This window comes from Corynebacterium sp. KPL2680 (assembly GCF_040225675.1).
In the GTDB taxonomy this organism is placed as follows: Bacteria; Actinomycetota; Actinomycetes; order Mycobacteriales; family Mycobacteriaceae; genus Corynebacterium; species Corynebacterium rhinophilum.
In genome coordinates this window covers 37,555-57,102 of sequence record NZ_JBEHFM010000016.1, presented here as the reverse complement: position 1 = coordinate 57,102, position 19,548 = coordinate 37,555, and the positions used below count along the sequence as shown (strand labels likewise).

Here is a 19,548-nt window from a genome sequence, read left to right as displayed (position 1 = left end):
GAGGAGTTGTTGCAGTTCAGCAATGGTATGGGCGGCTGGTCGTGCGGCGAGCCATTTTTTAAGGGTTTGGTGGAATCGCTCAATTTTTCCTTGGGTTTGCGGGTGTCCTGGCCGTCCGTTTTTCTGTTGGATTTTGTGTGTGGTCAGGACTTTTTCAAAGGCATTTCTCCCGCCTTTGCGCCCGGCTAGCCGGGCAGTAAATACTAAGCCATTATCGGTGAGAGTGGATGCTGGCGGGCCGTATGTGTTGATCAGGCGGGTTAATTCTTGTGCTACCTGTGGGCCGCTAAAGCCGGCTCGTGCGGTAATAGATAGCAGGTAGCGGGAGTGATCGTCGAGGAAATCCAGCACGTCGACGCGGGTGTTATCTGCCAGATAGATGTAGGTGATATCAGCCTGCCAGCATTCATTGGGCATGGCGGCTTCAAAGCGGACAAATGAGCTTTTAGGCTTCTTCTTCGGTGCTGGGGTGATAAGGCCTTCAGCGTTGAGGATGCGGCGGATTGTTGATGTTGATGGGCTGCGGTGGCCGTCTTTTTCTAGGTGGAAGGAAATGGTGTCTGGCCCGGCATCGAGCCCGTGGCGAGTTAATTGCTTGCGGATAGCGATGATTTCTTTACGCAGCTTGTCAGGCACTGCCTGTGGATGGGTATGCGGGGCACGAGAGCGAGGCGCGATGGCGTCGGCGCCGCCGGCGTCAAAGGCGTTGAGGATCTGATAGACGCGCTGGCGGGAGATTCCAAAACGCTGGGCGACTTTAGAGGGGCTGCGGCCCTGTTTGCGGACTGCCTTGACGATGGCCATGTTGCGGTTGGGACTATTCATAGTGTCAAACATGTCGCGACTGATGAGTAAAACATCACCCGACACGGCCAGGTAACCCTAAGCGTCAACTATGTCGCGACTGACCTGTCAACCATCACGACCACTTACCCAGGAACAGACTGTCAAATAAGTCATGAATTCGGACACCGTCAGCCACCCCAACGTCCCGAGCCTCGCGCTCGGGATTTTTTATATCTCCACCACCATTTCCTCCGAGCGGGCCCTGCCAGCGAGATCCGGCATATCTCCGGTAATCAGGAACTCATCGACACCCAGCTGCTTGCCGATGTCCCTTAGTTCCTCCCCCACGTCCTCCACCGTCCCCCAAACATCGTGGCTCAGGGACTCGTCGATGCGGCGCTGTTGCTGACTCGTCAGGCCCTCTAGATCCAATTCGCGGGCCGGGCGCAGCGGCGCGAATTCCCCGGTGGACTGGGCCATGACCTTTGCATAGGACTCCGGCAGCAAAAGGTCGCGCGCTTGGTCCGCGGTATCGGCGACGGCGATATTGAGGGAGGAGATGATAGGTGGGGCATCGGCAAGCGCATGCTCGCGGTAGAGCCGCGCCGCCTTTTCCTGCATCTCTACGGGCCCGCCCAGGATGACGCCCAATCCCAGCCGCGCGGCCACCGTAACCGACCGGAAGCCGGCGAGGATATAGAGGGGCGTGCCCGCGTACTCGGGCCGCACCGTCACCGCCTCCTCGCCGTGCAGGTAGCGCAGCAGGGTCTCGACCTCGTTCTCGAACTGCGGCTTGAGATCTAGCGGATCGCCCTGGCGCAGCGCCTTGCGCACCGGCTCCGTAAAGCCCACCGAGGAGCCCAACCCAATATCAATCCTGCCCGGGTATAGAGCTTCCAAGAGGTTGATTTGTTCCGCGACCAGAAACGGCGGATGGTTGAACACCATGATGCCTGCGGTACCCACGCGAATGCGTTGCGTGCGCGCCGCCACGTGCGCAGCCAACATGCCCGGCTGGCCCGCGGGGATGCCCGGCACCCCGTGGTGCTCGGCGAGGAAAAACCTGTGAAAACCCAGCCGCTCCACATGCTGCGCATGCTCGGCTACCCCATCGAGTGTGCCTGCCGCTCCGCGGTCCAAAATAGAAAAGCGCATGGCCACCACTGTAGCCATGCGCCTAAAAATTGTACGGATTATTGGTTAGCGTCCGCGTTGCCCTTAGACCATTCCTCCCAGGACATATTCCAATCGCCCAAGCCGTCCATAGGGTTGAGCGTCTCGCCATAAGTATTAAATACGTGGACGATATCGCCGCGCTTGACGGTGTTCTGGAACCACTGCGCAGCCTCTGGCGTGACGTTGATGCAGCCGTGGGAGGTATTGGAGTTACCCTGCGCCCACACGGACCACGGTGCAGCGTGCACGTAGATGCCCGAATAAGACATTTGGGTAGCCCAGTCCACCTCGGTGCTGTACCCGCCCGCCTCGTGCGGCAACCCGAAGGTCTCAGAATCCATCAGCAGCGACTGGTGTTGATCACCAATGACGTAACGCCCATTCGGGGTGTCAAATTGGTAATCGCGCCCCAGCGATACCGGAATGGTGCGCAAGAGCTCCTTGTTCTTGTAGACCTTCATGGTCTTGGTGGCATTATCCACCAGCGTGACGGTGCGATCCCCGATGGTGAAATCCGTCCCGGTATTTTCCCCACCGTAGATTCCGCCACCGAGATCCTTGCCGTACTGATCGACCTTGACCTCAACCTTGGTGCCCGGCTCCCAATACTCCTTGGGGCGCCACCGCACCTCTTGGTTGTTCACCCAGTAGAACGCGCCTTCCACCTCCGGGTTGGTCTTGACCGTAATCGTGTCCTCTGCCGCCTTGCGGTCGGTGATATAGGTACCGAAATTGACGCCGATTACCTGGCCCACGCCCACCTCGGAGCCCGGGATAGGCGTCATCGCCACCTGGGCGACACCTGCCGCCTGGGAGGTGGAAAAGCTCAAGTTCTTCTTATTTCCATCCTTATCAGTGGCCACGATGGAATAGGTGTGGTTATAGCCAAGATCCTCGGCCGTGGTCCACTTCTTGCCGTCCTCAGAGAGTTTTTCTTCAACTTCCACGCCCAGCTCATTGGTCATGGTCACGCTCTTGAGCTCGGTGGTGGATTCCACGGTGACGGGCTTGGATGGATCGACGTCTTCTGCTCCATCCTTCACGGAGGCGGAAAGCTTCGACTTTTCTTTCTGCTCAGATTTCTCTGCTGAGCTCGAAGTAGTTTCCTTTTCCTCCGGGCGGTTTTCGGCGGCGGAATCAACGGAACACGAGGCTACTACCAGGGAAATGCACGCAATGCTCGCAGCAGCAATGCGGCGGGAATTAGAGAGGGAGTTAATCACTAAGTAGACCTTAGAAAACACAGTAGTTCGTTCAAGACCAATCCAGACTATCGCCTTGCCACCCCAAATACCAGAAACAAGCGCACCATTGTCCAAACTGTTATACTCCCCCGAAAACACGCTATGACCAGTCGATTTTACAGTTTTTCAACCGGGGTGCTAGAGTTTCTACTCGTTGCACAGAGAGCCACACGGCAGGACGTCAACACTGCGCCATTAGCTCAATTGGCAGAGCAACTGACTCTTAATCAGTGGGTTCGGGGTTCGATTCCCTGATGGCGCACAACAGCGAAATCGCGAGGTATATTCCTCGCGATTTTTTCGTTTTCAAAGTTCGCTTTCAAAGCTAGCAAAAAGGCCGAGCATTTCGCTCGGCCTTTGCTTATCTTACTGCTTATTTACGCGCTGGGGCGCGACGACGGGAACACCGCGGTGCTCCACGATGTCCGCCTCTACCCCATAGACGCTTTCCACCAGCTCGCACGTGAGCACGTCTCCAGGCGCGCCCTGGGCGCGGATATGGCCCGATTTGAGCACCACCAGTTGGTCACACATACGCGCGGCCAGGTTGATGTCGTGAATGGCCACCAACCCCAGGCTGCCCTCGCGCCTAGCCTTCTCGCGCACCTCCTCGAGGACGAAGAACTGGCGATGCAGATCGAGCGCAGACGTCGGCTCGTCCAAGAGCATCAGGCCAGGATTTCCCACCAGCATCTGCGCCACGGCCACGAGCTGGCGCTGGCCGCTAGATAGCTCGTTGAGGTAGCGCGAGGCAATGGCATCCAGCCCCATCGCGTGCAGCACCTCGCCGCTGCGGGTGATGGGATCCTCGCATGCTTCCCGACGCGCCGCGATCAGCACCGTCTCAAACGCCCGCAGCGCCGCGGTGCTGGGCAGATCCTGCGGGACGTAGCCGATGAGCTGGCGGCGGTGCTTGCCCCGCGGGCTTTCGCCATCCACCAGAAAATCCACCTCGCCTTTGTACCCGCGGTGCACGCCGGCAAGGGACTTGATCAGCGTGGTCTTGCCGGAGGCGTTGGGCCCTAGCAGGCCAACCAACTGGCCGCCTTGCAGCGTATCCACGTCGACCGCTTCGAGCACGGTGTGCTTGCCGTAGGCTGCGCTAATACCGCGCAGGGTGAGTTCTACGTCCACAGCGCCCTCCTTCGAGTCATCACGATGGCAATAAAGAACGGCACTCCCAAGAGCGAAGTCACAATGCCGATCGGAATAGCCAGCCCAGGCTTAATCATCAGGCTCGCCGCGTGCGCCGCGCACATCACGGCCGCACCGGCAGCCATGGAAGCAGGCACGAAGTAGCGCTGATCCTCGCCCACCAGCATGCGGGCGATGTGCGGGCCCACGAGGCCGATAAAGCCGATGATGCCGGCGAAGGCCACCGTCGTTGCCGCCACGAGGGAGACTACGATGAGCACCACCACGCGCAGCCGCGCGGTATTAATGCCCATGGCGGCGGCGCGGGCATCGCCAAGCCGCAAGGCGGTAAGCCGCCAAGACAGCGCCCACAAAATGGGCAGGGCAACCAGCAGCACGCCCGCCAGCACGCCGTTGGCGACCCAGTTGGCGCGCGTAAGCGAACCCATGGACCAAAAGACGATCTGCTGCAGCGCCTCGGCCGAAGACTGGTATTGGATGAGCGCGAGCATGGCCTGGAAGAAGACCAAACCAATGCCGAGCAGCACCATCGTCTCTGCCTTCGCACCGCGGATAATGGCAGCCACGACGATGATCGCCGTCGCCACCGCCGCCGACAGCCACGCCACCAACGCCAGGTTGAACTGCGGCTGGGTCAGCAGCTGCCACTTCAGCACGATGGAACTAGCACCACCGAAGGCCGCCGCGGCGGAAATGCCGAGCGTAAACGGCTCCGCCAGCGGGTTATTCAAGATGGTCTGCATCTCCGCGCCGGCCAGCGAGAGGCTGACGCCGATGAGCAGGGCCATGACGGCCATCGGCAAGCGCAGCTTCCACAGCACCGTATGCGTCTGGTCATCCAGGCTCGAGGGCTTCACGATGCCCCTGATGACCTCGCCGGGGCTGATGTCGATGGCACCGACGAAGTTGCTGACCACAAACGCCACCGCCGCGATAAGACACAGGCCCGCGACGATGCTAATGCGCTGCCAGGTGAGCTTTTTGTGTTGCTGCGTAAGGGCAGCTACCTCCGCGCTCACCATTAATTCGTGCTAAAGAAGGTTCCCTCGCCAGCAACCGGCGAGTACTTTTCTTGCGCTTGCATCCACTGCTTGTCGATGTCCATATCCTCATACGCCTCCGGGTTGATCCACTTCGCGATCTGCAGCAGCGCTAGGTAGTTGAACGGCGAGTTGTAGAATTGGTGCCACATGCTGTGCAGGTTGTGGTCCTTGACCGCGCGCAGGTTCTCGAATCCTGGCTGGTTGCTCGGCAGCTTGGCGATGCTCGCCTCCGCTTCATCTTCGCCGATGCCATAGCCCACCGCAGCGTAGCCGACGGGGTTGCCCTCATCGTCCTTCTTATCGGACCAGTCGCCGCCGGTCGCAATCACCATGTCTGGATCCGATTCGAGGACCTTTTCTGGGGTCACGGCACCGGATTCGCCCGGGATGATGCCGTCGGCCACGTTTTCGCCGCCGGCCTCGTTGACCAGCTGCGAGATATTGGAGTTATTCCAGGAGCCACAGCAGTCCATGACGCCGGCCGCGCGCCAGACGAAGGTCTTGGGCTTATCCTTTACCTTGTCCGCGCGCTCCTTGACCAGATCCACGGTCTTTTGCCACTCTTTGTTGAATTCCTCGGCGCGCTCTTCTTTGCCGAAGATCTCACCGAAGATTTCCATGGACTTGGTGGTGTTTTCCAGCGGCTTGGCGCGGAAATCGGTCACGGCGTACTTAAGGCCCGCCTGGTCCATCTTTTCGGTCAATCCCGCCTCTTGCGAAGCGTCATACTGGTCCTTGGACAGCACGATGAGGTCTGGGTCCAGGCTCACCAGGTTTTCCACGGTGACATCGCCCTTGCTGATGGCGCCGACTTCCGGCAGTTCAGTGACCTTGGGCAGCTTTTCTTCCAAGACGTTGTAGTAGTCCGGTACGTTTTTCTTCAGATCGGATCCGATGCCCACGACTTTATCCAGCGGGTCTTCAGTGTTGAGAATGCCGGTGGCGAAGATGGAGCGGCCCTCGCCCAATAGAACGCGCTCGGGGGCCTTGTCGAGTTCTACGTCGCGGCCCGCGAGGTCGGTGAAGGACAGGGCGGCATCGTCGCTGCCGCTGCTGCTGTTGGTGTTGTTGGTGGTTTCTTCGGCGGCGCTGCAGCCTGCCAGTACGGTGGCGGAGGCCGCTACCACGGCCAATACCCTGGGGAATCTATATGCCATTTTGAGTCCTTGGTCGATCGGGATCCTCGATACGAGGATAAGGGCGAACCTATCCTAGCCTAACCAGGTAAGGTGACCCAAACCTAAACTGCTTCCTCGGCAATTGCGTAGTCTTCCGGCTCGCCCTTGGGCACCTCGGTGCCGTCCGCCATGGTGCGATCTTCCAATTCGCCATCCGGATCCACGATGGCGATATCGAAGCCGGCCTCGCGGATGCGCCGGAGGCCTTCCTTCAGCATGCGCCGGCCCATCCGGTTGGATCCGGTGATATGAGATAGCTCCAGCACCACCGTGCCCTCGCCGAATTCGCATTCGGTGAGCTGATGCAAGATGGTCTCCGCTGCGTTGAAATTGATAAGCCCCTGCAGGAAGATCACCGTGAGGTCGTCCTCGGTTTCCATCCTGCGCACCGGGTGCACGCCGTAGCGCTCATCGGTGGACATCAAGTGCAGTCCCATGTCCTTCGATAGCAAGGTCAAGGCATCCACGCCGCGGACGGAGTTGCCCTCCTTATTGAGCCGCGGCGAGAAGGTCGCCACCCCCAATTGGCCGGGCAGGGTACCCAGCAGGCCGCCCGAAACGCCGGACTTCGCTGGGATTCCGACCTCGGCCATCCAGCGCCCAGCGCCGTCGTACATGCCCGCAGAGCTCATGACAGAAAGCGTCAGGCGGCAGACATCGGCATCAAGGATCTTCTCCCCCGTCACCGGCTGCGTGCCACCATTGGCCAGGGTGGCAGACATCACGGCGAGGTCGCGCACCGTGACCTTAATCGAGCACTGCTCCACGTAAGTCGAGACGGCATCGTGGGCCTCGTCCTGGATGATGTCGTAATTGCGCAACATGTGCGCCAAAGACAGGTTCCTATCGGAGACCTGCAGCTCGGAATCGCGCACCTTTTCATCAATCTTCAACTCGCGGCCCGCCAGCCGCGAAAAGTAGCTGCGCAACTGTTCTACGCGCTCGGCCGGATCCGAATCCACGCCGTTAATCAGCTGCGTTACTGCAATCGCGCCCGCATTGATCATCGGGTTCACCGGCCGGTGGTCATAGCGGTTCAGCGAAAGTTCGTTGAAGGCCTCGCCAGACGGCTCCATACCAACGATCTCACGCACCGCATCCAAGCCGAGCTCCTGCAGCGCTAGAGCATACGCAAAGGGCTTCGACACGGACTGCAAGGTAAATTCCACCTCTGCATCGCCAGCGGAATACACGTGCCCCGTCGTGGTGCAGATGGCCACGCCGAGGTAGTCCGGTTCCGCCTTCGCGAGCTCGGGAATATAGTCCGCCACCGCGCCGCTGCGGTTTCCTCGCACCTGGGTCAAAATTTCCTGCAAATAAAAAGGAATTGGAGTTTTCATCGCAACTTAGCATACGAAAAAAGCCCCCACGGCGCGCGTGGGGGTAAGGCGGGGAAAATTAGTGGCGCTCAGACAGCAAGCGCTGCAATTCCTTCAGGTCGCTCTTGCGACGACGCGAGCGGAACACGGAATAGGCAATCAGCCCAGCAACGGCCGCGCCGACGCCACCGAGCACCAACTGAACGTTGCGGTCCTGCAACTTTTCGGTGGCGGCGTTCTTGGCGTCATCGACGAGGTTTTGCGGCTTGCTGCGATCCGCAATTTCATCCAGGGTGCTAGCCAGCTGGCGCCGGGTGCGTTCGATATCGCGTTGAATATCTTCAATATTGCGTGCCACGGAATTCTCCTCTTAGCTTAAGTTTCGCTCTTAACGAGCTTATCTTACCGTGCAGGGCCTCCCCCGCGCAGGCCGGGGAGCACGTAAAGTAGGTCCCATGACTGAAACTCGTTTGAACGTAGGAGATACTGCCCCCGCTTTTGCGCTTGCCGATGCCACCGGCAACACCGTTTCCCTTTCCGATTACGCAGGCCAGCGCGTGCTTGTGTACTTCTACCCGCGCGCCAATACCCCAGGCTGCACCAAGGAAGCCTGCGATTTTCGCGATTCCTTAGAAGAGCTCAATGACCTCAATATCGCGGTGGTAGGCATCTCCCCCGATAAGCCCGAGGCGCTGGCGAAGTTCCGCGACGATCACGATCTCAACTTCCCGCTGCTTTCTGATCCAGATAAGTCCATCATGACCGCGTATGGCACCTTCGGGGAGAAGAAGAACTACGGCAAGGTGGTCCAGGGCGTTATCCGTTCCACCTTCCTCGTGGAGCCGGATGGCACCATCGGCCAGACCCACTACAACGTGAAGGCCACCGGGCACGTCGCGCGCGTGATGAAGGGCCTCGAGTAAGCCGGTGGAGGAAATCCTCGTCCCGCGGCGTCGGCCAGCGCAGGCGCGCAGCCGGGAGCGCTTTGCACGCATCGTACAGGCGGCGCGCGCCGTGCTTGTCGATGTCGGCTTCGAATCCTTCACCTTCGATGAAGTAGCCCACCGCGCCGAGGTTCCGATCGGCACGCTGTATCAATTCTTTGCCAATAAATACGTGCTCATCTGCGAGCTCGACCGGCAAGATACCGCCACCAGCCTGGCCGAAATCGAGCGCTTTTCGCGCCTCGTGCCAGCCCCACAGTGGCCGGATGTCTTGGATGAATTCATCGACCACCTCGCGCGGATGTGGCGCGAGGACCCCTCCCGGCGCGCCGTTTGGCACGCCATCCAGTCCACCCCAGCGACGCGGGCCACGGCGGCCGATACCGAGCTGCAGCTCTTGGAGCCGCTTGCCGAGATCCTCCGCCCCCTTGCCACCGAGCACAGCGATGCGCAACGCATTGAGCTGGCGCGCTTCCTTATCCACACCGTGGTCTCGCTGCTTAATTACGCCATTTCGGGCGATCCCGACAAGTTCGATTCCGTGGTCATGGAGCTAAAGCGCATGCTGATTTCGTATCTCTTTGCGGTGGCCGCGGGATAAGTTTGTAGACGTTTATACAAGTTATCCACAGGCGGGCGCTGGGCGCGATTGGCGCCGCGGCAGCGCGCGCCTAGATTTGCAGGCATGAACGCACTGCAGGCCTATGCCACCCAGATTTCCTCGGCGATGGATATCCTCGCCGAGGCCCACGGCATGCCTGAACGCGACCTCATCGAGCTCGGCCTGCCGGATGTCGAGGCCCGCGAACTGCTCACGCTGGCTGAAGTTTATTTCGGCACCACCTCCTTTAGCCGCAAGCAGCGCCTTGCCGCCGCGGGCGCGCGCCACCACGATCTGGTGACGCTGAAGCTCATCGAGAAGTACGCCACCCGCGCGGCCACCAAGCGCGCCGCGTGGAACCTGCGTGTAGAGCTGTGCCGGCAACACGGACCGGCTTCTGAGATCGCCCGGCTCGCTAAGAAGCGCCTGCGCGAATGGCGCCCGCGCCGCCGGCCGCCGCGCGAGGGCGTACAACTCCTGCGCCGCCCGGAAGGCCCGTGGACGATGCGCATTACCGCGCCCTCATCCTTCCTCGCGGATCTTGATTCCGCCCTCGACCCCGATGACCCACTCGCGTCTTTCCGCGAGCTCCTCCGCGGCGAGGGCGCTGCCACGGTACAGACCACGACGAACGTGATTATCCCGCTCAACGCGCTGGACCAAATACTGGAAGGCGATGGCGACGAGGTCACGCTTCGGCTCACCAACGGCTCGACCATTACCGGCGCGCAGCTTGTAGAGCGCACCTTCAGCGAACACGGCCTAGCCACGCTCATCCACCCGGTGAAGGGCCCGGTCAACCTGTATCGGACCTCGCGCTTTGCCTCGGAAAAGCAGCGGCTGATGGCTGCCGCCGAAAACCCCACCTGCCCGTGGCCGCCGTGCAATCACCCGGCGGATAAGTCTCAGATCCACCACCTGCAGGCGTGGAAGCACGGTGGGATGACCAACGCGGACAACCTCACGGTGTGCTGCCCGTATCACAACGGGGTGAACCAAGACGATCCCAATGCCCCTCCCCTGCGCGGTCGCCTTGCCCGGGTAAACGGCAAGGTCCGCTGGGTCCGCTAGCGCTGCCTCATCGAGGTAGCGCTACTCGGCGTGCGCAAGCAGCTGTGCGCACATATCAGCGGGAAAGTGCGCCCCAGCCATCAGGGTGAAGTCCTCTCGGCCGAGCGCACCCGCCCCCTCTGGCACGCTGCCCCACAACCGGCAGCCCGTGACGGCCGGAAGCTCGTCCACGTTCAGCCTCGTCGCCAAGTCCGGCTTCTCGGGCAAACTGCCACCGATAAGCCCCAGCACGTTAATCCCGCGCCGCTGTGCTTCCCGGACGGTGAGCTCTGCAGCGTTGAGGCTGCCGAGTCCGAGGGAGGTGACGATGAGGAGATTGGTGGCAACATCGGCAAGCGTGTAATCATCGGCCAAACGCACTAGCAGCCCGCCGGCGCCTTCCACCAGCACTACGCGGCCTAGTGCGTCCAACCCCGCCACCCAGTCCCTGAGCTCCTCTTTAGTCGGCGGAGTCATGCCCGCCCGGCGCGCCGAGAGGTTCGGTGCTAGCGGTTCGGGAAAGCGCGCCATCTCCGTGATCTCGACCCCGGCCAGGTCCCGCACCGTCGCCGCATCGCCGCTCTTGTCCGACTCGCCGGTCTGCAGGGGCTTGGCATAGACGACCTCGCGCCCGCTCTGGGCAAAGGCGCTGGCGAGCGCCGCCGTGGCCACCGTCTTTCCCACGTCGGTATTGGTGCCGGTGACAAAGATAATCATCGCTTTCCTCCTACCACCGCCGCGCGCACCCCGCGGCAAATCTGCGCGACCTCGTCCTCGGTGCTGATAAACGGCGGCATGGTGTAGATGAGGCGGCCAAACGGGCGCAGCCACACGCCCTGCTCCATCGCCGCATCCGTGGCGCCTGCCATATCGACATCGCGCTCCATCTCCACCACGCCAATAGCGCCCAGCACGCGCACGTCTGCCACGCCCGGCTCATCCTCCAGCCCGGCAAGCCCCGTACACAACTGCTTCTCGATGCTCCCAACCTGCCCCCGCCACGTTCCTTCCAGGATCATGGCGGTAGCCTCGGCCGATACCGCGCAGGCCAGGGGGTTGGCCATAAAGGTAGGGCCGTGCATCAGCGCGCGCGGGTGCATGCCCTCGGCAACGCGGGCGGTAGCAAGCGTGGCCGCCATCGTCATGAATCCACCGGTCATTGCCTTGCCCACGCACATGATATCCGGAACCACACCGGCCGCCTGGGTGGTAAAAAGCTCCCCGGTGCGGCCAAATCCCGTGGCGATTTCATCCGCGATCAGGACGATTCCGTGGCGGTCACAGATTTCGCGCGCCCCGCGCACCAACTCGTGATCGTGGAAACGCATGCCGCCGGCGCCTTGGACGACGGGCTCGATGATCAAGGCCGCGACCTCGTTCGTAATGCAGCCTTCCAACTCCCGCAGGTAATCCGCGCGCATCTTCTCGCTCGCCCCGCGCGTGGGCGGTGCCGGGGCGAAAATCTGCTGCGCCAGGGTGCCGGTCCACATCGAGTGCATGCCGCCATCGGGATCGCACACGCTCATCGCGGCAAACGTATCGCCGTGATAGCCCGAGCGCCACGTCAACATCTTCGTGCGCTCTGGGTGGCCGATCCCCTGCTGGTATTGCAGGGCCATCTTGATGGCGACCTCCACCGAGACCGATCCCGAATCCGCATAAAAGACCTGCGCGAAGTCGTGGCGCGTGAGCTCCATGAGATTGGCCGTCAGCCGCGCAGCCGGTTCGTGCGTAAGCCCGCCGAACATCACGTGGCTCATGCGGTCGATCTGTTCCTTGGCAGCGGCGGTAAGCCGCGGGTGGCTGTGGCCATGGGCGGCGGCCCACCAGGAGGACATGGCGTCGATGAGCTGGGTGCCATCGGCAAGCGTGAGGTGGACGCCCGCGGCAGACTCGACCACGCGCGTGGGCGCGCCAGGTTCGGCGTAGGGGTGCCAGATGTGGTGGGCATCGATTGTCGCTATGTCTTTAGTAGAAATATCCACCAAATTAGATCTAGCACACACTCTCGGCCGCTATAGTCCTTTTTATGAAAGTTCTTGAACGGCGTTCAATTCGCCGCTTACCCGTGGTTTTGCCGGCAATTGCGGGCATCGAAATGTGGGAGCGCTTCAGCTTTTATGGCATGCAAGCCATCCTCGCGTACTACCTCTACTCCACCTCCGGTGGGCTCGGCATGGCGCAAACGCAGGCCACCGCGCTCGTCGGCGCGTACGGCAGCCTGCTCTACCTCTTTACGTTTGTGGGCGGCTGGGTTAGCGACCGGCTCTTGGGCGCCAAGCGCACCCTACTTACCGGCGCCGGGCTGTTGGTGTGCGGGCACTTTGCCCTCTCGCTCGTCCCCGGCACGGCGGGGCTCATCATCGGGCTTTTGCCGCTCGCTCTCGGCTCGGGGCTGCTCAAGACCGCCGCGATTACGATTCTGGGCGCCGCTTTTCCCGCCGAGGCCGGCGCGCGCGACGGGGCCTTCCAGATTTTCTACCTCGGCATCAATGTCGGCGCGCTCTTTGGCCCCATGCTCACTGGGTGGCTGGCCGAGGAATACGGCTACCACGCCGGATTCTTCGCCGCAGCGGTGCTCATGTGCTGCGGCTGCGCCGCCTACGGCGCACTGCGGAAAAAGATAGACGTTCCGTCGCGCCCACCACACCCCACCCAGGCCCCGGGTAAGGCGGGGCTGATCGCGCTGGCGGCGCTTGTAGCCGACGTGCTGCTCGTCATCACCGTCTCCCCAGGCACGCTGACCGTGCTGCTTCTTATCGCCACGGTAGCGGCTGCGGCCGGGATTTTTGCCAGCATGCTGCGATCCCCGCAGGTCACCGCGGATGAGCGGCGCCGCATCCTGGATTTCATTCCGCTCTTCGCCTGCTCGACAGCCTACTGGACCCTGCAACCACAAATCTACGGCGTGCTTGCGGTCTATTCGGATCAGCGCCTCAACCGAACCATCGGCGGATTCGAGATCCCACCGGCTTGGACGCAATCGCTCAACCCGCTATTTATCCTGCTGCTCTCGCTGCCCTTGGCCGCGGGCATGACGCGCTGGGCCAACTCGCGGCGCGCGCTCATGGGCTGCGGCATCATCTTCGCCGGTGCAGGCATGTTCCTCCTGCTGCCCTTTGTGGGCGGCGGAGAAAATTCCACGCCGTTTTTGGTACTAGCGGGCACCATCTTTTTGATGTCACTCGGTGAGCTCTTCATCGGCCCAGTGGGCATGGCCGCATCCGCCGCCCACGCACCGCGGGCCTATGCCACTCGCTCTTCCGCGCTGTACTTCCTCACCATGGCCATCGGCACCTCGCTGGCCGGATCGATGTCGCAGCTGTACGATCCCACCTCGGCATCCGCCGAAACGACCTACCTCCTCATCATGGGCGGCGTCCCCATCATCTTGGGGCTAATGCTCCTCCTGCGGCGCAGGTAGGCCCTTAATGCCCGGCGGACTCATCCAGGGCGCGGTCCGCCATCAGCACGTCACGCATACCGCTGAATAGATCGCCCATTCCCTGCGGGTTGGACGGCATGTAGAGCACGGAGGCTTGGCCGTTATTCGAGACATCGACCATCGCGTCGAGGTACTGCGATACCAGCATGAGGACTTCGGGAGATTCCTGCACCCCGGCATCACGCAGGAGCTCGTATTGCTGGGCGATGCCCTCCACAATCTCCTTGCGCTGCTCGGCAACACCCCTACCCTGCAGCTTCTTCGCTTCTGCAGCGCCCTCGGCTTCTTTGACCACGCGGATCTTTTCCGCCTCCGCCTGGGCGATGGCCGCCTCGCGCTCGCGCTGCGCCGCGTTAATGGAGTTCATGGACTCGCGCACGCGGGAATCCGGGCGGATATCGGTCACCAGCGTATTGACGAAGTTCCAGCCGTATTCGGCCATATTATCCCGCAGTGAGGCCGCCACGTTCTGCGCGATGGTGTCCTTAGAGGAAAAGGACTCGTCCAAGCCCATATTCGCCACCGACGAGCGCACATTATCTTGCACATAGGCCACGATCTGCTGCTCGTGGTTGGAGAGCATATAAAAGGCCTCGCGTTCGCGGCCTTCTACCACCTCGTACTGCACCGCGACCGGAATTTGGACGAAGACATTGTCCTTCGTCTTGGTTTCCACCATTACGTCCAGTTGGCGCACCTGCAGCGAAATCTTATCGCGCACGCGGTCAATCCAAGGCATCTTGAAGTGCAACCCCGCGTGGGCGACTGTCTGGAATTTACCCAACCGTTCCAAGATGGCCGCCTCGCGGGTACGCACGATGTAGTAGCCATCAAATACGGTGGCGAGGACCAGCAAGATGATGATTCCGATGATGATTAAGCTAAACATTCCCTCTCCCTAACTACGAGTGTGAAATTAATTTTCGCACAGGCAGAAAGCATTCGCTAGTGGTCATCGATAAGCGCAAAGAGCTTGCCCATCACCTCCGCGCCGTTCTCGCCGATGCCATTGTGCTGGTACTCATTCGTCACCCACGGGCGCACATCGCCCAAATGTGCCGCGGTGGCCAAGGATTCCTCCAGCGGAACGAAGATATCGTCGAGGTAGATGGCGGCGGCGGAGGTGGGGGCATCGGCAAGCGCATAAGGCGCCGTAAATTCCCGCTCCGCCAGCCCCTGCGCTCCCTCCTTGAAGGCCTGCAGCGCCGGATCCTCATCAAACTGCCACGGGAAAATGTGCTCACCGGTCAGCCAGGTGCCGGACTCGGCAAATTCCGGGAACTCCTCCCGCACGCGGTGCGCCGACCACTGCGTCGCCGCCTGCCCGCCGCTGCCGGCATAAATGGACTCGTGGATAGCCGCATAAAGCGGCGCCTCCGCAAAGCTCACGCGCTCGCCGATGCCCCACAGGAAATCATCCCGCAGCACCTTCTCTCCCCGCACGGTGCGGAAGGGCTCTTCCAGGAGGTAGGCCAATCCGTCGAAGCCCGTGCCCCGCCCCAAATCGGTGCCGATGGTGCGAAAGCGCAGCGAGGACAGCCGCTCGCCGGTGTGCAGGCGCTCATCGGAATTATCAAGGTGGGCGATGATTTCCTCGACGCGCCGCTGCACCCAAGGGAACTCGCGGAAGAAACGCTCCTGGCGGGCTTTGAGCTTGCTAAAAGTCGCGCGGTAAAGGTGATCCGCGCCCTGCAGCGTGGGGATGCCGCCGGTGAAAACGCGTGCTTGACGGACTCGGGCGCCTGAGATAGGTACGCAGTGATGCAAAAGCCGCCAAAAGACTGGCCAAATAGGGACCAAGTCTCCAGCCCCAGGTGTTCGCGCAGGCGCTCGGCATCGCGCACGATATTGTCCTGGCGCAGCAAGGCCAGGTGTTCTGCGCTGCGCTCTTCTGCGGGGCTCAGCCTATCGATGCGGTGCGAACGCCCCGTGCCGCGCTGGTCGAGGAGGATGACGCGATAGCGCTCGAGCGCCTTGCCGATAAGCCCCGTCGGTTTGACTGGCCGCGGGGCCGGAAAGCCAGGGCCACCCTGCAGATACAACAGCGCCGGCAGGTCCTCGCCGCCGGGCGGGATTATTTCGCGGGCATAGAGAGCAAAAGTCCCGCGCGGATTGTCATAATCCCACGGGACTTCCAGGGTGTGTTCAATAATATCGTGGCCGAAGCGGCGGTAGTGAGTCATGCCCACCCAGGTTAGTAAACCTCTAGGCCCTTCGCGCGGAAAACGTCGCGGACTTTTTCCACGTCCTCCGGTTTCGGTGGCTTGGTATCTGCCAAGTGGTAGGTCATATCGAGCCCCTCCCACTTGTCCTTGCCCATATTGTGGAAGGGCAGGACCTCGACGCGCTCCACATTGGATTTCCACCGCGCCACGATGGAGGCGACGTTTTCGACGTTCTCGGCCGAATCCGTCAGGCCCGGTACGACGACGAAGCGAATCCACACCGGCTTGCCTATCGCGTTGAGGCGGTCACCAAAATCGAGCGTGGGCTGCAACTGCCGCCTCGTTACGCGCTGATAGGTTTCCTCATCGCCCGACTTCACGTCCAGTAGCACCAGGTCGATATTGTCTAGATCCTCATCGCGCAGGCGCGAGCCTAAGAAACCGGAGGTATCGATGGTGGTGTGGATGCCGGCGTCGTGGACTTCCTTGAGGACGCGGCGAGTAAAGGCAATCTGGAAGAGGGGCTCACCACCAGAGATGGTCAGGCCGCCACCGGAAGCTTGGAAGATGGGCTTATAGCGCTTAATACGTTTGACCACATCGTCGACCCGCTCCAAGGTGCCGGTCTTCATCTCCATGGTGTCCGGGTTATGGCAATACTGGCAGCGCAGGGGGCAGCCGGACATGAACATGGTCATGCGGGTGCCCGGGCCGTCGACGGCGGTTACCAGCTCCCAAGAGTGCACGAGGGCAATATCGCCGGTGCGGCGCGCCTCCATGAGCTCGGGGCGGGTAATCTCATCGAGTTCGTGGTCGGTTCCCAGGCCCGCGGCAACACCGCGAACGCGCTCGCCGGATTCCGGCGACAGGGTGACCACACCAGTAATGCCATCAGCCATGATTATGAACCCTGGTGGAAGGTGCGGGAGATGACGTCAAGCTGCTGCTCCTTGGTGAGCTTGACAAAGTTGACCGCGTAGCCAGAGACGCGAACGGTGAGGTTCGGGTACTTCTCTGGGTGCTCGACGGCATCTTCCAGCGTGGACTTATCCAACACGTTGATATTGGCGTGGTACAGGCCAGAGTTCATCTTGTGCTCGTCGCGGCTGGCCTTCATGTCTGAAAGGCGTTCTGCAAAGGTTGGGGTTGCCATAATGGTTCTCCTTGTCGTGATTCTTATTGTTCCATGATGAAGCCGGCATCCAGCACGCCGACTAGGTTGGTGATGCGCTCTTCTGGGGTGCGGCCCAATCCGGACGGGGTGATGGTATTGGTCAGCGAGATGCCGTCCAGGGCATCCTTGTAATCCAGCTTGCCCACCGACAGCATGGAGGCGACCATGCCGTGGTTATCCGCACCGTTTTCGGGGTTAGCCCCCGGGGAGAAGGGAGTGCCGGCCTTGTGGCCTGACGGGAAGGAACCTGTTGCCTTGCCGTAGACCACGTTAGAGGTAATGGTCAGCACGGACTGGGTGGGGATGGCATTGCGATACATCGGGATGGCCTTAATCTTTTCCATCACGGTGTGCACGATGGTGGCAGCGATGTCATCGGCGCGGTCATCGTCGTTGCCGTAGAACGGGAACTCGCCCTCAGTGATGTAATCCGTAATCAGTCCGGTCCCATCGCGGACCGGGGTGACCTTGGCGTACTTGATGGCAGAAAGCGAATCGGCAACGATGGATAGTCCCGCGATGCCGCAGCCCATGGAGCGGATGATATTGGAATCATGCAGCGCCATCTCCACGGCCTCGTAGGCGTACTTATCGTGCGAGTAGTGGATGATGTTCAGGGCCTCGACGTAGGTGCCAACCACCCAGTCCAGCATCTCCTCGTACTTTTGCCAGACCTCGTCGAAATCCAACGGGCCATCGCCCTGAATCGGCTCATAGCCTTCGACGACTTGCTTGCCGGAGACCTCATCCCGGCCGCCGTTCATGGCGTAGAGCAGAGCCTTGGCGGCATTGACGCGGGCGCCGAAGAACTGCATCTGCTTGCCCACTTCCATCGGGGACACGCAGCAGGCAATCGCCGCGTCATCGCCCCACTCGTCGCGAATCTGGCGGTCAGACTCGTACTGGATGGAGGAGGTTTCGATGGAGATGTGCGCGCAGAATTCCTTGTAGCCTGCAGGCAGCTCCGGATCCCAGAAAATGGTGATATTCGGCTCCGGTGATGGCCCCAGGTTGATCAGGGTCTGCAGGAGGCGGAAGGAAGTCTTGGTGACCATGTGGCGGCCATCGCTGCCGAAGCCGGCATCGGACCAGGTGGCCCAGTACGGGTCGCCGGAGAAAATCTGGTCATAGTCGATGGTGCGCAGGAAGCGGACGATGCGCAGCTTCAGCACGAGCGCGTCGATGATTTCCTGTGCCTGCTCCTCGGTGATGATGCCAGCGGCCAAGTCGCGCTCGAAGTAGCAGTCGAAGAACGCAGACAGGCGGCCGATGGACATGGCGGCACCATCCTGCGACTTGATGGAGGCGAGGTAGCCAAAGTAGGTCCACTGCACGGCCTCGTGGGCGGTGCGCGCCGGCTCGGAGATGTCAAAACCGTAGGACTCGGCCATCGCCTTGAGCTTCTTCAGGGCCTTGATCTGCTCGGAGTGCTCCTCGCGGTAGCGGGCCCAGTGCTCGGAAAAGCCGGCATCGGCAATGGCATCGCGGGCCTTAATCTTTTCCTGGATGAGGTAGTCCACGCCGTACAGCGCCACGCGGCGGTAATCGCCGATGATGCGGCCGCGGCCATAGGCATCGGGCAAGCCGGTGATGATGTGTGATGAACGGGCGGCGCGAATGCGCGGGGTGTAGATATCGAAGACCGCATCATTGTGGGTCTTGCGGTAGCGGGTGAAGATCTTCTCCACCTCGGGGTCTACCTCTTTGCCCGCCTCGCCGATGGCCTGCTTGACCATGCGCCAGCCGCCGAACGGCATCATAGCGCGCTTGAGCGGCGTATCGGTTTGCAGGCCGACGATGACGTCATCGTCTTCTGAGATATAGCCAGCCGGGAAGGCATCGATATCGGTCGGGGTGTGCGTATCGACGTCATAAATGCGCTTTTCGCGCTCGACCGACAGGTAGTTCTTTTCCAGGGTGTCCCACACGCGCAGCGTCTTATCGGTGGGTCCAGCGAGGAAGCTGGAATCGCCGTTAAAAGGCGTGTAGTTGCGCTGAATGAAATCGCGGACATTGATGCCCTCGGTCCAAGGGCCGGGCGCAAAACCTTCCCACCCTTGATACTGCTGGGGCTTAGTTGCGGTAGTCATAATTCCCTTCTTCTGGGTCAAATTTCCCGGGGCACATGCCGCCTTTTCATCCCGCAGCATCAAGCCCCGTCACCTCTTCATTGTCGGCTCGATTCGCGAAATTAACAACCATAAACATTGCCGTGAGCACCAGTTATAAACCGGTCATCATGCTTTGCTGGTAGCTCGATTCATATAA

The 19,548-nt window shown here is 61.1% G+C and carries 18 protein-coding genes, 1 tRNA gene and 1 pseudogene; 5 read left to right on the top strand and 15 right to left on the bottom strand.

Going from position 1 to position 19,548, the window contains the following annotated elements; all coding sequences use genetic code 11:
* The 3 genes from ABRP66_RS08900 to ABRP66_RS08890 all read right to left on the bottom strand — a co-directional run.
* The coding region (locus tag ABRP66_RS08900) for an IS481 family transposase (RefSeq protein WP_349838593.1) at window positions 1-825 on the bottom strand (825 nt) is incomplete at its 3' end.
* A 189-nt stretch (window positions 826-1,014) separates the two neighbouring features.
* Entirely contained in the window at window positions 1,015-1,959 is a 945-nt protein-coding gene (locus tag ABRP66_RS08895) for an MsnO8 family LLM class oxidoreductase (protein ID WP_349838592.1), read from the bottom strand.
* 20 nt (window positions 1,960-1,979) lie between these two features.
* Complete coding sequence (locus ABRP66_RS08890) at window positions 1,980-3,185, bottom strand: L,D-transpeptidase (protein WP_284771066.1); 1,206 nt, start codon at window positions 3,183-3,185, stop codon at window positions 1,980-1,982.
* 210 nt (window positions 3,186-3,395) lie between these two features.
* Between ABRP66_RS08890 and ABRP66_RS08885 the strand changes: the two genes are divergently transcribed.
* Window positions 3,396-3,468, top strand: a tRNA-Lys gene (locus ABRP66_RS08885).
* Between the two features lie 104 nt (window positions 3,469-3,572).
* Here ABRP66_RS08885 and ABRP66_RS08880 read toward each other — a convergent pair.
* From ABRP66_RS08880 to ABRP66_RS08860, 5 genes are all read right to left on the bottom strand, one after another.
* Window positions 3,573-4,340: an ABC transporter ATP-binding protein gene (locus tag ABRP66_RS08880; RefSeq protein ID WP_349838591.1), complete on the bottom strand. Its 768-nt coding sequence runs from the start codon at window positions 4,338-4,340 to the stop codon at window positions 3,573-3,575.
* Window positions 4,331-5,383 (bottom strand): FecCD family ABC transporter permease, encoded by a 1,053-nt coding sequence (locus tag ABRP66_RS08875; RefSeq protein WP_349838590.1) that lies wholly within the window; start codon window positions 5,381-5,383, stop codon window positions 4,331-4,333. The genes ABRP66_RS08880 and ABRP66_RS08875 overlap by 10 nt, the downstream gene beginning before the upstream one ends.
* A complete protein-coding gene (locus ABRP66_RS08870; protein ID WP_349838589.1) occupies window positions 5,383-6,561 on the bottom strand; it encodes an ABC transporter substrate-binding protein in 1,179 nt (392 codons plus the stop codon). The genes ABRP66_RS08875 and ABRP66_RS08870 overlap by 1 nt, the downstream gene beginning before the upstream one ends.
* Window positions 6,562-6,644: 83 nt before the next feature.
* Window positions 6,645-7,922, bottom strand: a complete 1,278-nt coding sequence (locus tag ABRP66_RS08865; RefSeq protein ID WP_005277820.1) for a glutaminase — start codon at window positions 7,920-7,922, stop codon at window positions 6,645-6,647.
* A 58-nt stretch (window positions 7,923-7,980) separates the two neighbouring features.
* The gene (locus ABRP66_RS08860) at window positions 7,981-8,259 is read right to left on the bottom strand and encodes a DUF3618 domain-containing protein (protein ID WP_005277817.1); all 279 of its coding nucleotides are present in this window, start codon (window positions 8,257-8,259) and stop codon (window positions 7,981-7,983) included.
* A 97-nt stretch (window positions 8,260-8,356) separates the two neighbouring features.
* Between ABRP66_RS08860 and bcp the strand changes: the two genes are divergently transcribed.
* The 3 genes from bcp to ABRP66_RS08845 all read left to right on the top strand — a co-directional run bounded on the left by bcp (window position 8,357) and on the right by ABRP66_RS08845 (window position 10,517).
* A complete protein-coding gene (gene bcp, locus ABRP66_RS08855) occupies window positions 8,357-8,824 on the top strand; it encodes a thioredoxin-dependent thiol peroxidase (protein WP_349838588.1) in 468 nt (155 codons plus the stop codon).
* Window positions 8,825-8,828: 4 nt separating this feature from the next.
* Window positions 8,829-9,446, top strand: a complete 618-nt coding sequence (locus ABRP66_RS08850; protein ID WP_284771061.1) for a TetR/AcrR family transcriptional regulator — start codon at window positions 8,829-8,831, stop codon at window positions 9,444-9,446.
* Window positions 9,447-9,530: 84 nt separating this feature from the next.
* Window positions 9,531-10,517 (top strand): HNH endonuclease signature motif containing protein, encoded by a 987-nt coding sequence (locus ABRP66_RS08845; protein ID WP_349838585.1) that lies wholly within the window; start codon window positions 9,531-9,533, stop codon window positions 10,515-10,517.
* A gap of 21 nt (window positions 10,518-10,538) precedes the next feature.
* Here ABRP66_RS08845 and bioD read toward each other — a convergent pair whose 3' ends face one another.
* Together bioD and ABRP66_RS08835 are read right to left on the bottom strand one after the other, a co-directional pair.
* A complete protein-coding gene (gene bioD, locus ABRP66_RS08840; protein ID WP_349838584.1) occupies window positions 10,539-11,213 on the bottom strand; it encodes a dethiobiotin synthase in 675 nt (224 codons plus the stop codon).
* Window positions 11,210-12,484, bottom strand: coding sequence for an adenosylmethionine--8-amino-7-oxononanoate transaminase (locus tag ABRP66_RS08835; RefSeq protein WP_284785583.1), 1,275 nt, complete (start codon window positions 12,482-12,484; stop codon window positions 11,210-11,212). The genes bioD and ABRP66_RS08835 overlap by 4 nt, the downstream gene beginning before the upstream one ends.
* A gap of 41 nt (window positions 12,485-12,525) precedes the next feature.
* Here ABRP66_RS08835 and ABRP66_RS08830 point away from each other — a divergent pair, with 41 nt between their 5' ends.
* Window positions 12,526-13,920, top strand: a complete 1,395-nt coding sequence (locus ABRP66_RS08830) for a peptide MFS transporter (RefSeq protein ID WP_349838583.1) — start codon at window positions 12,526-12,528, stop codon at window positions 13,918-13,920.
* 4 nt (window positions 13,921-13,924) lie between these two features.
* Here the strand turns inward: ABRP66_RS08830 and ABRP66_RS08825 are convergent, their stop codons facing one another.
* The 5 genes and pseudogenes from ABRP66_RS08825 to pflB all read right to left on the bottom strand — a co-directional run bounded on the left by ABRP66_RS08825 (window position 13,925) and on the right by pflB (window position 19,370).
* Window positions 13,925-14,830 (bottom strand): SPFH domain-containing protein, encoded by a 906-nt coding sequence (locus ABRP66_RS08825; RefSeq protein WP_284771057.1) that lies wholly within the window; start codon window positions 14,828-14,830, stop codon window positions 13,925-13,927.
* A gap of 56 nt (window positions 14,831-14,886) precedes the next feature.
* Window positions 14,887-16,124, bottom strand: a pseudogene (locus tag ABRP66_RS08820) (alpha/beta fold hydrolase).
* Window positions 16,125-16,135: 11 nt separating this feature from the next.
* Window positions 16,136-17,005, bottom strand: a complete 870-nt coding sequence (gene pflA / locus ABRP66_RS08815) for a pyruvate formate-lyase-activating protein (protein WP_005277788.1) — start codon at window positions 17,003-17,005, stop codon at window positions 16,136-16,138.
* Between the two features lie 2 nt (window positions 17,006-17,007).
* A complete protein-coding gene (grcA2, locus tag ABRP66_RS08810; RefSeq protein WP_255716700.1) occupies window positions 17,008-17,259 on the bottom strand; it encodes an autonomous glycyl radical cofactor GrcA2 in 252 nt (83 codons plus the stop codon).
* Between the two features lie 23 nt (window positions 17,260-17,282).
* Window positions 17,283-19,370 (bottom strand): formate C-acetyltransferase, encoded by a 2,088-nt coding sequence (gene pflB, locus ABRP66_RS08805; RefSeq protein WP_284850420.1) that lies wholly within the window; start codon window positions 19,368-19,370, stop codon window positions 17,283-17,285.
* Window positions 19,371-19,548: the final 178 nt, after the last annotated feature.

What these genes read in the sequence shown, in the direction of transcription:
- ABRP66_RS08895 (WP_349838592.1), bottom strand. Translation starts at nt 1,959, where the DNA reads ATGGCTACAGTGGTGGCCATGCGCTTTTCTATTTTGGACCGCGGAGCG.
- ABRP66_RS08865 (WP_005277820.1), bottom strand. Translation starts at nt 7,922, where the DNA reads ATGAAAACTCCAATTCCTTTTTATTTGCAGGAAATTTTGACCCAGGTG.
- ABRP66_RS08845 (WP_349838585.1), top strand. Translation starts at nt 9,531, where the DNA reads ATGAACGCACTGCAGGCCTATGCCACCCAGATTTCCTCGGCGATGGAT.
- grcA2 (WP_255716700.1), bottom strand. Translation starts at nt 17,259, where the DNA reads ATGGCAACCCCAACCTTTGCAGAACGCCTTTCAGACATGAAGGCCAGC.
- ABRP66_RS08830 (WP_349838583.1), top strand. Translation starts at nt 12,526, where the DNA reads ATGAAAGTTCTTGAACGGCGTTCAATTCGCCGCTTACCCGTGGTTTTG.
- ABRP66_RS08825 (WP_284771057.1), bottom strand. Translation starts at nt 14,830, where the DNA reads ATGTTTAGCTTAATCATCATCGGAATCATCATCTTGCTGGTCCTCGCC.
- pflB (WP_284850420.1), bottom strand. Translation starts at nt 19,370, where the DNA reads ATGACTACCGCAACTAAGCCCCAGCAGTATCAAGGGTGGGAAGGTTTT.
- ABRP66_RS08870 (WP_349838589.1), bottom strand. Translation starts at nt 6,561, where the DNA reads ATGGCATATAGATTCCCCAGGGTATTGGCCGTGGTAGCGGCCTCCGCC.
- pflA (WP_005277788.1), bottom strand. Translation starts at nt 17,005, where the DNA reads ATGGCTGATGGCATTACTGGTGTGGTCACCCTGTCGCCGGAATCCGGC.
- bioD (WP_349838584.1), bottom strand. Translation starts at nt 11,213, where the DNA reads ATGATTATCTTTGTCACCGGCACCAATACCGACGTGGGAAAGACGGTG.
- bcp (WP_349838588.1), top strand. Translation starts at nt 8,357, where the DNA reads ATGACTGAAACTCGTTTGAACGTAGGAGATACTGCCCCCGCTTTTGCG.
- ABRP66_RS08875 (WP_349838590.1), bottom strand. Translation starts at nt 5,383, where the DNA reads ATGGTGAGCGCGGAGGTAGCTGCCCTTACGCAGCAACACAAAAAGCTC.